Genomic DNA, 14878 nt, shown 5'->3' with positions numbered 1-14878 from the left:
CTGCAAATGTATAAAGTTTTTGTGAATGATATTCCCATAATTGTTTCAACAAAGAAAGAAATTGGGGAAAACTATACCACTTTCCCGTTAAAGTCAGTTCGTCTCAAAAAGGTTATCAAGAAAATTCTCATTGGGGAATTGCTTTATGTGAATTTATATCATCCAGATGAAACCAAACTTCTTAAATTCCTTTTCAAAAAAATGAAAGTAGTTGTAGCTGCTGGAGGAATGGTGGTAAACGATAAGAAAGAAATCCTTTTTATCTATAGAAATAATCGCTGGGATCTTCCAAAAGGGAAGACAGAAAAAAATGAAAGCATTGAAGAGTCAGCTATTCGTGAAGTTGAAGAGGAGACCGGAGTAAGGGATCTGGAAATTACCAGGTTTATTACCCGGACGTATCATGTTTTTAAAAGAAAGGGAAAGCTTCGTCTCAAGGAAACATACTGGTATGAAATGTATACCGAATTCGATGGCGACCTTGTTCCCGAGCATAGTGAAGGCATTAAAAAGGTGAAATGGAAGAACTATGAGAAAAGCCAGAAAGCCCTCAAAAAATCCTACGCCAATATTAAAATGTTATTTCCTGAAAAGTATTTAGCGGGGAAGTCTGAAGACCGGGTAGCGTAAATGTGCTGCTTCGTAATTCTCAGATCTTTTATGAAGCCATTCCAGCTGTGCGTACCAATCTTCGTTAAATCCTGAATCCTTAAGTTTCTTTTCCTCGAATTCCTTTTTTAACTGCGTATCCTCTTCAAGCATTCTTTGTGCGATATCTTCAAAAACGTATGGCGAAAAGCCTTCTTTTTGCTGTAGGACGGTATCAAAGAAATTCCAGTTAAAAAATGAATCCACCGCGGTCGGCTCTAAAGTTTCTATAAGATATCGCGCTCCATCCTGAAAAGTTGTGATCAAAAAGTCTCCTTTTCTGAAATTTATTTTCTGTACAGATTTCGAAACCTTGGTATCCTGGTGCAGATAATGGCCTTCATAAGCAGTTTCGGTAGTTTTATAATCTTCGATCTTATAAACTTCCACCTGGATGATGGTATCTCTATCCAGAGTTTCCATTTTGATGTTGTTCATTTTTAGGCGGTTTAAAACCTGCCACCAACCCTGCGGTATAATATAGGCCCGGGGAATTTCGATCTCCTGGCTTACCTTATAATTATCGTAATAATCTATTTCTTCGGTAAAAGCCTCTTCTCGATCATATTTGAGTCTTTCCCTGCCGGTTATATTGCTGGTAATTTTTTCGGCTTTATAGCCTTTAAATTCTCTTGAAGTAGGGTTTTCTTTGTCTACCTCGAAATTGAGGTTATAGCTTCTGTCTGTAAGATATTTACGCCTGGCCTGGTTTCTCAGGTCTTTGATGATCGTGCTTTCAGAATCAGTGATCCTGATCATTGACTTCATTAGTTCATAAGTTCCCATTACCCTCTTATCATAGGGTTTTAGCATATGGGTTTCCACCATCATGCCTAAAGTATTCCATAATGCGGCATAACCAGTTGAGTATCGCGGATAATCCATGAATTGGGAAAACCCATCTTCAGGAACCTGATTAAAGACATTTACATAGGGAGTAATGTCCCAGTCTTTAGCTTTAAGAGAGTCTTCCAGGGCCGGCATCATTTTTTTCTGAAGATAATCTCCAAGATTACCTCCTAATTTGTCATGTTGGGTAAATAGGTGTGTCAGGGTATATTGATAATCGGCCCCGTTACTTACATGGTTGTCAATGAAAACGTCTGGATTTAAATAATGGAATATCTCGTAAAAAGTTTGGGCGTTCTTGGTGTCAGCTTTTATAAAATCCCGGTTAAGGTCATAATTCCTGGCATTTCCACGAAAACCATATTCTTTAGGTCCGTTTTGGTTAGTCCTGGTTGTAGAGTTCCTGTTTAAAGCCCCTCCAACATTATAAATTGGAATTGTGGCGACCAGGGTATTTTTAGGAGACCTGACAGAATCCAAAGCCATATCTCTAAAGAGCATCATGGTTGCATCGATACCATCACTCTCTCCGGGATGTATCCCGTTGTTTATAAGGATTACGCTGTGAGATTTGCGTAATTTTTCGAGGTCTTTCTCCTCGTTTCCATTATAGGTGACAAGATGCAAAGGAAGACCGGCATCTGTTTCTCCAAATTCTTCAATGCTGATGGAGGGGTAGGCATCCGCGAGTTGTTCGTAAAAGGAAATGACTTCAGCATAAGTGCCGGTTTCAGTTCCTCCCGATTTCTCAAACCGGGTTTCGAAATCATACTCTTTAACCAGTTTATATTTTGAAAAATCACAGGCAGAAAGGCTAACTACTATCCCTATTGCCAACCACAGTTTTTTCATAAAATTTTCTAAAAATATCGCCGTAAACTTACTTAAAAAGTCTGAAAGCAGCCAAAATCAAATGGCTTATCTCGGGACTTAATGTTAGCGAAACTAAGCTAAAACCCTTTATTAATCCCTGAAAAGTCTTTCAATCCCCTATTTTTTGGTTAAAATTGCGACATAAATGCTCAGATTTTGAAAAAATCACTATTCCTGCTTTTTATTGTTCATATTATTGGAATCTCCGCTTATGCCCAGGAATTCGAAGGGAAAGTTTTAGATGCAAATACTGGTAAACCTCTTGAGAATGTAGAAGTAAAAGATCTGATTTCGGGGAAAACCAGTATCACCAATTCCGAAGGTAAATTTGAATTTGAGAAAATTGAATTTCCGCTTGAAATTGAATTTAAAAAAATAGGCTACTTACTTTTAATCAAGAGCTTTCAGGAAAGAGTACAACTGAGGAATATTTTCCTTCAGAGAGAATTTTCACAGCTTTCTGAAGTCATTGTAAGAGGTTCTAATATACCTCAAACGATTAGAGAAATCCCAGCATCGGTAGGTCTTATATCTGAAAACGATCTGGAAAGAAGTGATAATTTTAATTTGGTACAAAATTTTAATTATGTGCCCGGTGTATTTGTGAGCCAGGGAGCACTCAATACAAATAAGATCAATATTCGCGGTATTGGAGCAAGATCGCAGTACAGCACCAATCGTATCAAGGCTTATATTAATGGTATTCCTCTAACGACTACTGAAGGAGAGGTGACCCTGGATGATTTTGACCCGGAATATCTGGATAGGATCGAAATTTTTAAAGGGCCAGTCTCATCAGTTTTTGGAGCAGGTCTTGGTGGTTCGATCAATCTTTATACTAAGCAGAATCAAAAAAAGCAAAAATCGGTCTCAGCAAATTATAGTTATGGTAGCTTTAATACAAGAAAGACCCGTGCAAACCTAAGTTTTGTAAAAGACAGCCTGGATGTCTCTTTGAATTATAATCAGGTTCAAAGCAATGGATACCGGCAAAATGGGGAATACGACAGGATTTCATTTCTAGGTTCTGCGGGGTTAATCAATAAATCTGGCAATTATTGGACCTTCTTTTTCTCTTATACTAATCTAAAGGCTTTTATTCCCAGTTCCCTGAACGAAAATGATTTTCGGAATGACCCAGAAAAAGCAGCATTTACATGGAATAAGGCCGCCGGTTATGAATCTTACGATAAAAATATCCTGGGAATTTCATATGAACATAAATTTTCAACCAGGTTAAAAAACACGACTTCTGTTTTTTATAATTCCAGGGATGGATATGAACCCAGGCCTTTTAATATTCTGGATGAGGTTAGAAGATCGCTGGGAGCTCGCACCAGATTCAATTTTCAAACCGAAGTTTTTGGTAAGCCATCAGAATTAAGTTTTGGAGCTGAAACTATGTTAGAATTTTATGAAACTTCAACCTACGAAAACCTGTATGAGCAGGCTGAAGAAAGGAGAAGTGTTCAGGGAGATCGGTTAAGCTTCAATGAGCAGGATAGGAATTATGTAAATGCTTTTGCCCAGATAAATTCAGAACTTACTTCAAAATTACTGCTGGAAGCGGGTCTGAATTTTAATTCCACCCGGTATGTCCTGGAAGACAGGTTCAATACAGACAACCTGAACCAGTCTGGTGATTATAGATTCAATGCGGTGATCTCTCCCAGGTTAGGTTTAAGCTATGAAGCTTTTGCCGGCAGAAATTTCTATGCATCTGCAAGTCATGGTTTTTCCACACCAACTGTAGCAGAAACCCTGACCCCGGAAGGATTAATTAATACCGACCTGAAAACGGAAACGGGCTGGAATTATGAAAGCGGGTTTAAGGGAAACTGGCTGAATAATAAACTTTATACCGAGTTGAACCTTTATTCTATACAGATTCGTAACATGCTTGTCGCCAGAAGAGTTGGGCAGGACCAATTTGTAGGGGTTAATGCCGGAAAAGCAGACCATAACGGCATCGAATTCAGTTCAGCATATCAAACCAGAATATTTCCCGATCTGAATTTAAAATTTTTCCTGAATTCAAATTTCAACTATTTCGAGTTTGATCGTTTTGTGGATCTTGGAGAAAACTATTCAGGAAATACTTTGCCGGGTATTCCCCATTATATGGTATCTCCCGGAACAGAAATTATTTTCAGGAGCCTATCTCTAAATATAAATTACCAGGCTTTTGGAAGAATGGCTTTGAACGATGCTAATTCCGGATATACCGATCCTTATCAGCTTCTGAACCTAAGGCTGGACTATAGCTGGAAATTAAGTGCCAAAGCAGATCTTCATTTTAATTTGGGATGCAATAATGTTCTGGATGAGAGGTATGCCTCCAGTATTGTGACCAATGCTATAGGTTTTGGAGGTTCAGCTCCACGCTATTATTACCCGGGAAATCCAAGGAATTTCTTTGGAGGAATAAGGCTGGATCTTAATTTATAGTCACACTGAACGAATTAGGGAATCTCAAGGGATGCTGAAATTCAATAAAAAACAGATTGTCACCCTGAATTTATTTCAGGGTCTATTTTTTAAGTAAAAGTTTTCAATTGTTATTTAGCGAAAGTTTACAGATTTTAAACTTTCAGAACCTGGATTTGAGATTCTGAATCAAGTACAGGATGAGGATGAAAAATCACTTCTTCCTTACCACATCTGGTACCATGAACTCATAGTTGCCATTGTGATGCATTACATCCCGAACCACCGTTGAAGAAATATGCGCCTTGCCCGAACTTGAGATAAGAAAAACACTTTCTACCCCGGCCATTTTGTAGTTAGTCTGTCCAATAGCTTTTTCAAATTCAAGATCCTGAGCATTTCTTAGCCCTCTTAAAATAAAACCGGCATTTTTAGATTTGCAGTATTCTACCGTGAGACCCTTATAAGTATCTACTTCAATTTTAGTTTCATTCTTATAGGTTTCCTTGAGGAAATGCAATCTCTCTTCAAGGCCGAACATATATTTCTTGCTCGAGTTTGTTCCTATAGCCAGGATGATTTTATCAAATAACGGCAGGGCACGGTCTATAATATCGGTATGTCCTAAAGTTAGCGGATCAAAGGATCCAGGGAAAACAGCTATTTTCATCTGGCGGTTTTTGTTTAGTTATTAGGTATAAGTTAATTATAAATTTTGTGCTAAAGCAGCTTCCACGGCACTTCCAAAAAGATCTTTTAAACTTATCCCGGCTTTTTCAGCTTGCTGAGGTAAAATGCTGGCCTGGCTAATTCCGGGGTTGGTATTCATTTCAATAAAATGAGGTTCGCCCTCATGGAAAATGAACTCAGATCTTGAGAAACCTTTCATCTTCAATTTTTTGTAGATCATGACCGCAATATCCTGGACCTTTTTAGAATCCTCTTCTGAAATTCGTGCCGGGGTGATCTCCTGTGACTTTCCGAGATATTTTGCGGCATAATCGAAGAATTCGCCATCGGGAACAATCTCTGTTACCGGCAAGGCCATAACTTCACCATTATAGGTAATAACACCAACAGAAACTTCAGTTCCATCCAGGAAAGATTCGATAATAGCTTCAGTATCTTCAGTAAATGCGGTTTTTGCTGCCGGGATGATCTCCTCTTCGGTCTTAACTTTCGTGACCCCAAAACTACTGCCTGCACGGTTCGCTTTGACAAAACAAGGCAAGCCAACCTTTTCCACTATATCCTTAGGATTGATTTCCTCATCTTTATTCAGGAAATAATTGGTAGCTGCCTTTATGCCATAAGGTCTCAGAACACTAATAAGATCTCTTTTGTTAAAGGTGAGGGCCGATTGATAATAATCGCAGCTGGTTTGCGGGATACCGATCAATTCCAGGTAAGCCTGCAATAATCCATTCTCACCGGGAGTACCGTGAATAGTATTAAAAACACAATCAAACTGTATGACCTCATCGTTGATCTTAACAGTAAAATTGCTCTTATTGATAGGGTACGGAGTATCATCCTCTGTTACAACAAACCATTCTCCCTGTAAAATATGAACCCGGTAAGGCTCGTAAAGATTACGGTCAAGATGTTTATACACTATGTTTCCGCTGTTAATAGAAATGCGATATTCACTGGAATATCCGCCCATGGCGATGGCGATCTTTTTCTTCATATTCAATATATCCGGTTAGAAGTCGTTAAACAAAAATATCACTTAAAAGGGCAGTCACCAAAACCAAAGGGTTTTATATCTTTGCCCATTATTCAAAAACTATGGGATTATTTCGTTTTATTTTCAGCAAGACCTTTTTAATACAACTGGTGCTGGCAGGTATTGTATTATTAATATTATCATTTTTAACGATGCAATGGCTGGATTATTCTACAAACCAGGATCAGCGTATCGAGGTTCCAGATCTTGCTAAAATGAATCTGGATAATGTGGAGAACCGTCTGGAAGAATTAAATCTCGACTTCGAGATCCTGGATTCAGCCAACTTTAATCCTGATTACCCCCGATATTCTGTAATCGATCAGGTTCCTGCTCCGGGTAAATTCGTAAAGGAAGATCGTAAAATATACCTCACCCTGAACCCTTCAGGTTATAGAAAGATCGAAGTGCCTAATAACCTTATACGTAAAACCAGAAGACAGGTAGAACCAACGTTAAGATCTCTTGGTTTTGAGATTGGAGAGATCTCTTACAAACCCGATATCGCTGAAGATGCCGTTTTGGAACTAAGACATAAAGGGAAACTGGTTAACCCGGGAGAAAAGTTGATGAAAACTTCCAGAATTGATCTCGTTCTGGGTGATGGTAGTGGAAGATACAGGGAAACTAATGAGGACAGTATAGATAATGGTGGCGATACCGAAAACGAAGTAAATGAATTCTAAAAAAGACCAGAGAGAGGATATTGAAGATCAGGAGGAGGACGAGAGTCTTTATGAACATCATAAATTTGTGGCAGAGGTAGGCCAGAATCCATTAAGGGTAGATAAATACCTGATGAATTTTATTGAAAATGCTACCCGGAATAAAATTCAGAAAGCAGCCAAAAGCGGTAATATATATGTCAACGGCGAAACCGTAAAGCAGAATTATAAAGTTAAGGGTGGGGATACGGTTCAGGTAATGTTCGAACACCCGCCTTATGAATATCTTTTAACGCCAGAAGATATTCCAATTGATATCGTATATGAAGATGATGCATTACTGGTGGTGAATAAACCTGCGGGAATGGTGGTGCACCCGGGTCATGGAAACTACAGCGGGACTTTGATCAATGCGCTGATACATCATTTTGATAACCTTCCAAACAATAGCAGTGACCGTCCCGGTTTGGTGCATAGAATTGATAAAGATACAAGTGGATTACTGGTTATAGCCAAGACCGAGGTAGCGATGGCACATCTTTCCAAACAATTTTTTGACAAGACCAGTGAAAGGGAATATATAGCTATCGCCTGGGGAAATATAGAAGATGATGAGGGCACCATAGAAGGGAATATTGGCCGGAATCCAAAGAACAGACTTCAGAATATGGTATATCTGGGAGACGATGCCGAAAATGGTAAGCCCGCAGTAACCCATTATAAAGTTTTAGAGAGATTAGGATATGTTACACTGGTATCCTGCAAACTGGAGACCGGGAGAACGCACCAGATCAGGGTGCACATGAAGCATATTGGACATACTCTTTTTAATGATGAGCGCTATGGCGGTGACCGCATTCTTAAAGGAACCACTTTTACTAAATACAAGCAATTTGTAGACAATTGCTTTAAAATTCTGCCCAGACAGGCCCTACATGCGAAAACTCTTGGTTTTGAGCATCCGGTCACCGGTGAATGGATGAGCTTTGATACAGATATACCGCAGGATATGCATGATTGTATTGAAAAATGGAGGGGTTATGCCAAAAGCCAGCTGGAGGGGAATTAGTATAGGAGAATTCTATAGATTCATAAAAAACTATTTTAAGGGATTATTCAGGTTTTGAAGTGATAAGTTATCTTTGAAAGAAAATTAACTGAAAAGAAATGAAAATCGTTGTTTCTCCTGCAAAGACGCTGGATTATGAATCAAAACTACCAACTAACCGGGGAACTCAACCCGAGTTTCTGGAAACTGCTGCCAAGCTGAATCGTAAGCTTGCGCGACAGAGCAAGAAAGAAATTTCAGATTTAATGAGCATTAGCAATAAGCTGGCAGATCTTAATTATTCCCGATACCAGGAGTTCGAGGAAGAACACGACAAAAAGAATTCACGTCCTGCCATGTATGCTTTCAATGGAGATGTATACACCGGTCTGGATGCTTATACCATACCAACAGATAAGATAGATAAAGTGCAGGATACACTAAGGATACTTTCCGGGATGTATGGTATTTTGCGGCCTTTGGATCTTATCCAGCCTTACCGGTTGGAAATGGGAACTTCTATTGGGATCGAAAGAAAGGATAACCTCTACGAAGTCTGGAAAAAGAAGGTGACAGAATATCTGAATAATGAATTAAAAGATGATGAATTATTCCTGAACCTGGCTAGTAATGAATACTTCAAAGCTGTAGATACTAAGAAACTTAAGGTTCCGGTAATTGCTCCTGTCTTCAAGGATTTCAAGAACGGTAAACTAAAGATCATTAGTTTCTTCGCCAAGAAGGCCCGTGGATCAATGGTTCGCTATATCATCGATAAAGATTGCAAAACTTTAGATGATGTAAAAGGCTTTGACTACGATGGTTATCGTTTTAGTGAAGAGCATACCGAAAAGGAAAATGAACCGACGTTCATAAGATAATAAATCTGTCATCCTGAACTTCTTTCAGAATCTCTGAGATGCTGAAATTCCCCAAGCTTCGGGGCAGCATGACGTGAAAACCCAAAATTTACATCTGCTTTGGAACTTTTTCATCATAAACATCCATTTCCTCCTTTTATTCCTGAAAATGCTACCAAACTTATTGTAGGTACACTGCCACCACCAAGGTTTACCAAAAGGCAGTTAAGGCAGGATGATGTCGATTTTTGCTATGGTAGTGGGGATGGTCAACTTTGGATTATCCTGGACAGAATTTTTGACCTGAATTTAAAATTTGAAAATACTCCGGAGGCTGTTAAGCAAAGAAAAGATTTCCTGGTGGAAAGAGGTATCGGGATTTGCGATGTGGTGGAAAGCAGCAGGAGAGAGAAGGTTGATGCTTCAGACCTGGGAATGCAGAAAGTGGAGCTTCGTGACATGATAGGTATACTTAAAAATTATCCTAAAGTTGATACCCTGCTTTTTACCGGGGGTAACTCTAAAAATGGTCCGGAATATTTTTTCAGGAAATATTTAAGGGAATCTGAACACGATATAAGTTTGAAAGTAGTTTCTAATAAGTCTCCCAGAATACACCAGTTTTTGCTGGATGGCAGGTTAATAAAGACCGTTTCGCTTACTGCGCCATCAGGTGCCGCCAATATCGCGGTAGGGAGTTCTGCTCTGTATAAAGAATTGAAAAAGAAAAACCCTGAATTCAATACTATTGATTTCAGGGTTCTGCAATACCGGGAATTTTTCTAGATCATTGCAATTCTTTCTTATCCTGGTTGGCCAGGGTAGTAGGCTTTATTTTAAATTTGCGACGTTTAGGTCTTAACTTACCACTGGTGCCAATTGCAATTTTTCCTCGTTTTGTCTTTTTATCGCCTTTTCCCATTTGGCTATTTTTTATTTTTTTGATTCCTTATAGTATCTTCATCGTAATCGACCTTATTCGTATTTTTACTACGGTCTCCTAATTCACCAGATAATGGATCGTTATCGCTTTTTCTACGGTCTTTTTCTCCTCTGTGCTTATCTTCAATTGGTCCTCCCATAATTCTAAGTTTTATTGTTAACTCTAATATAGGCAGAAGTAGTCTTAAAAGCTGCTAACAGCCTGTTACAATTAGGTTAAAGCTTTAACATTTTCCACAAATTCACCCACATTGGATGTGCCATTTTCATTGAGATATTTGATAAAAGCACTACCTATAATAGCTCCTTTAGCATATTCTGTAGCCTGTTCAAAAGTTTCCTGATCTTTAATACCAAAGCCAACAATCTGCAGATTTTTTAAATTAAGATCATTGATTCTTTTAAAGTATGCTTTTGTATCCTGGCCAAAGCCACTGGTAGATCCCGTTACGCTGGCGCTGCTTACCATATAGATAAAACTATCTGAAACAGAATCGATGAAGGCAATGCGTTCATTTGAGGTTTGAGGGGTAATCAGGAAAATATTCCTTAGGCCATATTTCTCAAATAACTCCTTGTATTCATCATGATATACATCTACCGGCAGATCTGGAATGATCAGACCATCTATGCCGGTCTCCTGGCATTTCTTACAAAATTCCTCCACTCCAAATTGTAACATAGGATTAAAGTAACCCATAATAATTAAAGGAATCCTCACCTTACTGCGAATATCTTGTAACTGTTCAAAAAGCTTTTGGGTGGTCATTCCGTTTTTCAAGGCTTGGGTAGAACTTTCCTGAATGGTGGGACCATCTGCAAGAGGATCACTAAAAGGCAATCCAATTTCGATAAAATCAACTCCGCTTTTTTCAAGATCTACAATGATCTTTTCGGTATCATTAATATCGGGATAACCAGCGGTGAAATATATAGAAAGCAGTTTATGATCTTCCTGCAGTTTTTGATTTATTCTGTTCATTTTCTCTACTTACTTAAAATCTGTCATTCTGAAATGGTTTCAGAATCTTTAGAGACGCTAAAACGAGTTCAGCATGACGATTATTACAAATTAAAATATTCAATATAGGTGTTAAGATCCTTATCTCCACGGCCGGAAAGGTTTACCACTACCACATCGTCCTTTTTGAATTTTCTGTCTTCAAAAATGGCGAGGGCATGGGAGGTTTCAATGGCCGGAATAATTCCTTCCAGTTTGGCTAATTCGAGACCTGCTTTCATCGCATTTTCATCGGTAACGCTGATGAATTCGCCTCTGCCGCTGGCAAATAAATGCGCATGCATTGGTCCTACGCCAGGATAATCTAAACCAGCCGAAATTGAATATGGCTCAGTGATCTGGCCGTCCCCGGTTTGCATCAATAAGGTTTTACTTCCATGAATAATTCCAGGTTTACCTAATGCTGAGGTAGCAGCACTTTCCCCGGTATCTATTCCCTTTCCGGCAGCTTCCACCGCGATAATTCCCACTTCTGGTTTATCCAGGTAATGATAATAAGCGCCGGCCGCATTACTTCCTCCACCTACACAGGCCACAACATAATCTGGATCTTCCTTACCTTCTTTTTCTTTCAACTGAACTTTCATTTCTTCTGAGATCACTGCCTGAAATCTAGCCACCATATCAGGGTAGGGGTGCGGCCCTACTACAGATCCTATGATATAATGTGTGTCTACCGGATTATTGATCCAGTCACGAATCGCCTCGTTTGTAGCATCTTTTAAGGTTCTGCTTCCAGATTTTGCAGGGATCACTTTTGCACCCAGCATTTTCATCCTGGCGACATTTGGAGATTGTCTTTCAATATCAACTTCTCCCATATAAACGATACACTCCATTCCCATAAGTGCGCAAACCGTAGCTGTGGCCACACCATGCTGACCTGCTCCGGTTTCAGCGATGATGCGCTTTTTCCCCAACTTTTGCGCCATTAATATCTGTCCAATGGTGTTATTTACCTTGTGGGCTCCCGTGTGGCATAAGTCTTCCCGTTTCAGGTATACTTTTGTGCCATATTTTTCACTAAATCTTTTCGCAAAATAGAGCGGGGTGGGTCGTCCAACATATTCTTTCAGGAGTTCCTTGAATTCTTTCTGAAAAGATTCCTCCTGCATGATCTCCAGATACCGGGATCGCAATTCTTCTACATTTGGATATAGCATTTCGGGAATATAGGCCCCGCCAAATTCACCATAATATCCTTTTTCATTTACTTGATAGCTCATTCTATGAATTTATCTGTATTTTGAAATCTTTCAATTCATTCAATTTTTTTAATCCGGGTTTTAGCTCGAATTTACTGTTCACATCTACAGCGTAGAGTAGTCCCGGCTTGCCTTTACTCTGGAAATGTCTTTTGATCTCTGAAATTGCTTTCCCATGTTCGGGACCAATCCCGCCACTAAGGAAAAAAGGCGTGTTTGAGGGATACTCATAAAGGATCTTCCAGTTGAATTCTTTTCCATTACCACCTCTCAATTCTCCCTTTGTATCGAAAAGGAAATAATCTACTATACCTTCGAAAGGTTTTAATTCCTGAAAATCAAAATTTACACCAATAGAAAATACTTTAATCAACTCGGGAGTATTCCCGGATCTTTGCAGACTGGACTTTAGCTCTTTTGAAAAAGCTGCCGATTCCTCTCCATGCAACTGTATAGCATCGAGTTTATATTTTTTCACTTTTAACTGAATTTCCTCAACAGGAGAATTCACGAAAACGCCAGTTTTTTTTATTTCAGATGAGATATCGGGAAGATTTCCATCAAAAAATCGAGGGGACTTATCATAAAAGATGAGGCCCATATAGTCTGGTTGTAATTCTGCAACCTGGATCATATTCCCGGCCTGCTGCATTCCACAAACTTTGAGGCTTAACCCGGTGCTTTGTCCTGATGCTGAAATAAACTGACTTTTTCCGCCGGTGGTTTCTTGTTGCATTTATGCGAGAGATTTAAGTTCTTTAATAAAATCCTGGGCGGCTGCACCGGGATTGCTCGTTTTCATGAAATTTTCGCCTATAAGGAAACCTTGATATCCATATTTTTTAAGATCTGCGATCGCCCCGGTATTACTAATTCCACTTTCAGAAACCTTAATAAAATTAGAGGGAATCAATTCAGCTAGTTTTTTGGAGTTATCAATACTTACCTCAAAGGTTTTTAAATTTCTGTTATTAACCCCTATCATATCGGCATTTACCCGTAAAGATTTCTGTAATTCCTCCTCATTATGAATTTCTAAAAGTACATCCATACCCAGGTTTTTAGCTGAATTTGCAAGATAGATTAATTGTTTTTCAGTCAAAACTGCGGCAATCAAAAGGATTGCATCTGCACCGTAGGCTTTGGCTTCGGTTACCTGATATTCATCTATCATAAATTCTTTCCTAAGGATTGGAATATTAACTGATGCCCGCGCGTAAAGAAGATCTTCCAGGGAACCGCCGAAATACTTACCATCAGTTAAGACTGAAATTCCCGAAACTTCCGCTTTCTCATATCCGGCAGCCACATCCTGTACATTTAGATCCTGATTAATCACAGATTTAGAAGGAGATCTTCTCTTATGTTCTGCGATAATACCTGAACCTTTTTTTAAATTTTCAGCAAGTGAAATACATTTTCTCTTGTACAAAACTGAATTTTGCAGTTGTGAAGCGGGTATCAGGGATTTCTTTAATTCTACTTCTCTGAATTTATCTGCTATGATTTTATCTAAAATATTCATTAATTCAATTTTGACTTAATTCCTGTAATTTCTTAAAACTTTCGAAAGCCTTTCCAGATTCGAGTGCTTCTTTTGCTGCCTGAAATCCTTCCTGAGGACTTAGATTTCTCGAAGTAGCAATAGCCATACCTGCATTAGCGCACACCACGTTGTTTTGAGCCGGTGATCCTTTACCTTTCAGAATATTAGTAAGGATAGCTGCCGAACTTTCGATAGATCCACCGCCGGCAATTTCAGTTTGTTTTAACTCAGAAACCCCAAAATCTGCGGGTTTCAATACTCTTTCAGAATTATTACTGATGCTTTTTGTTTCCCCGGTGAGAGAAATTTCATCATACCCGTCGAGTGCATATAAGATGGTATAATTCTTATCGGTATTCTGGTAAAGATAAGCATACATCCGCGCCAGTTCAAGACTGAAAACTCCCACCAGTTGATTTTTGGGAAATGCAGGATTTACCATAGGTCCCAACATATTAAAGAATGTCTTCACCGCCAGACTTTTTCTAACCGGAGCCACGTTCTTCATTGCGGGATGAAAGAGAGGAGCATGTAATATGCAAATATTAGCCTGGTCGATACATTTTTCAAGAAAACCGGCATCATTACTAAATTTAATTCCCAGGAATTCCATGACATTAGAACTACCACTTACCGATGAAACTCCGTAATTTCCATGTTTGGCTACCTTCACTCCCGCACCCGCAGTTACAAAAGAAGATGTTGTGGAAATATTAAAAGTATCTTTCCCGTCTCCACCGGTTCCGCATAGATCTACAGCTTCGTAAGCTGAAAGATCGACCTTGATGCATAATTCTAATAGGGCATCACGGAAACCTTCCAGTTCTTCTATAGTTATACTACGCATCATATAAACGGTAAGAAAAGCTGCGATCTGCGTATCGTTATATTTCCCTTCAGAAATATTAAAGATCACCTGTTTGGCCTCCTCGGTGCTTATGGTTTCATGGCTAATTAGCCTGTTTAGTAATTCTTTCATTATTTAAATTGTCATCTTTGCGTCAGGCTGTTTCCAATCTTTTCAGAAGTTTCAGCTTCTGTAGAGATCCTGAAATAAATCAGGCT

The 14878-nt window shown here is 39.0% G+C and carries 16 protein-coding genes; 6 read left to right on the top strand and 10 right to left on the bottom strand.

The window, feature by feature from the left end; all coding sequences use genetic code 11:
- Positions 1-6 precede the first annotated feature (6 nt).
- Positions 7-630 carry an NUDIX hydrolase gene (locus FGM01_RS09140; protein WP_143410868.1) on the top strand — a complete coding sequence of 208 codons (624 nt, stop codon included), beginning with the start codon at positions 7-9 and terminating at the stop codon, positions 628-630.
- Here FGM01_RS09140 and FGM01_RS09135 read toward each other — a convergent pair.
- On the bottom strand, positions 598-2349 hold the full coding sequence (locus FGM01_RS09135) for a M14 family metallopeptidase (RefSeq protein ID WP_143410867.1): 1752 nt from the start codon (positions 2347-2349) through the stop codon (positions 598-600). The genes FGM01_RS09140 and FGM01_RS09135 overlap by 33 nt on opposite strands.
- A gap of 177 nt (positions 2350-2526) precedes the next feature.
- Here FGM01_RS09135 and FGM01_RS09130 point away from each other — a divergent pair, with 177 nt between their 5' ends.
- Positions 2527-4818, top strand: coding sequence for a TonB-dependent receptor domain-containing protein (locus FGM01_RS09130; RefSeq protein WP_243735784.1), 2292 nt, complete (start codon positions 2527-2529; stop codon positions 4816-4818).
- A 193-nt stretch (positions 4819-5011) separates the two neighbouring features.
- On the opposite strand, the gene coaD is transcribed toward FGM01_RS09130, so the two are convergent.
- The gene (coaD, locus tag FGM01_RS09125) at positions 5012-5467 is read right to left on the bottom strand and encodes a pantetheine-phosphate adenylyltransferase (protein WP_143410866.1); all 456 of its coding nucleotides are present in this window, start codon (positions 5465-5467) and stop codon (positions 5012-5014) included.
- Between the two features lie 36 nt (positions 5468-5503).
- Positions 5504-6487, bottom strand: coding sequence for a D-alanine--D-alanine ligase (locus FGM01_RS09120; protein ID WP_143410865.1), 984 nt, complete (start codon positions 6485-6487; stop codon positions 5504-5506).
- A gap of 101 nt (positions 6488-6588) precedes the next feature.
- Between FGM01_RS09120 and FGM01_RS09115 the strand changes: the two genes are divergently transcribed.
- From FGM01_RS09115 to FGM01_RS09100, 4 genes are all read left to right on the top strand, one after another.
- Positions 6589-7212 (top strand): PASTA domain-containing protein, encoded by a 624-nt coding sequence (locus tag FGM01_RS09115; RefSeq protein WP_143410864.1) that lies wholly within the window; start codon positions 6589-6591, stop codon positions 7210-7212.
- Positions 7202-8260, top strand: coding sequence for an RluA family pseudouridine synthase (locus FGM01_RS09110; RefSeq protein ID WP_143410863.1), 1059 nt, complete (start codon positions 7202-7204; stop codon positions 8258-8260). Before FGM01_RS09115 ends, FGM01_RS09110 begins: the two co-directional genes overlap by 11 nt.
- Positions 8261-8358: 98 nt before the next feature.
- Positions 8359-9120, top strand: a complete 762-nt coding sequence (gene yaaA, locus FGM01_RS09105; RefSeq protein WP_143410862.1) for a peroxide stress protein YaaA — start codon at positions 8359-8361, stop codon at positions 9118-9120.
- A gap of 99 nt (positions 9121-9219) precedes the next feature.
- Positions 9220-9885 (top strand): uracil-DNA glycosylase family protein, encoded by a 666-nt coding sequence (locus FGM01_RS09100; protein WP_143410861.1) that lies wholly within the window; start codon positions 9220-9222, stop codon positions 9883-9885.
- A gap of 1 nt (position 9886) precedes the next feature.
- Here the strand turns inward: FGM01_RS09100 and FGM01_RS09095 are convergent, their stop codons facing one another.
- From FGM01_RS09095 to trpD, 7 genes are all read right to left on the bottom strand, one after another.
- Positions 9887-10021: a 30S ribosomal protein THX gene (locus tag FGM01_RS09095; protein WP_072553993.1), complete on the bottom strand. Its 135-nt coding sequence runs from the start codon at positions 10019-10021 to the stop codon at positions 9887-9889.
- A 4-nt stretch (positions 10022-10025) separates the two neighbouring features.
- Complete coding sequence (locus FGM01_RS14540; RefSeq protein WP_166435207.1) at positions 10026-10181, bottom strand: hypothetical protein; 156 nt, start codon at positions 10179-10181, stop codon at positions 10026-10028.
- Between the two features lie 71 nt (positions 10182-10252).
- Entirely contained in the window at positions 10253-11023 is a 771-nt protein-coding gene (gene trpA, locus FGM01_RS09090) for a tryptophan synthase subunit alpha (RefSeq protein ID WP_143410860.1), read from the bottom strand.
- A gap of 83 nt (positions 11024-11106) precedes the next feature.
- A complete protein-coding gene (gene trpB, locus FGM01_RS09085; protein WP_143410859.1) occupies positions 11107-12288 on the bottom strand; it encodes a tryptophan synthase subunit beta in 1182 nt (393 codons plus the stop codon).
- A gap of 1 nt (position 12289) precedes the next feature.
- Positions 12290-13003: a phosphoribosylanthranilate isomerase gene (locus FGM01_RS09080; RefSeq protein WP_243735783.1), complete on the bottom strand. Its 714-nt coding sequence runs from the start codon at positions 13001-13003 to the stop codon at positions 12290-12292.
- Complete coding sequence (gene trpC, locus FGM01_RS09075) at positions 13004-13792, bottom strand: indole-3-glycerol phosphate synthase TrpC (protein ID WP_143410858.1); 789 nt, start codon at positions 13790-13792, stop codon at positions 13004-13006.
- A 4-nt stretch (positions 13793-13796) separates the two neighbouring features.
- Positions 13797-14792, bottom strand: a complete 996-nt coding sequence (gene trpD / locus FGM01_RS09070; protein ID WP_143410857.1) for an anthranilate phosphoribosyltransferase — start codon at positions 14790-14792, stop codon at positions 13797-13799.
- Positions 14793-14878: the final 86 nt, after the last annotated feature.

It is taken from the genome of Christiangramia sabulilitoris (genome assembly GCF_007050985.1).
Lineage (GTDB): Bacteria > Bacteroidota > Bacteroidia > Flavobacteriales > Flavobacteriaceae > Christiangramia > Christiangramia sabulilitoris.
The sequence above is the reverse complement of the archived record's forward strand: the minus strand, read 5'-3'. Positions and strand labels throughout refer to the sequence as shown.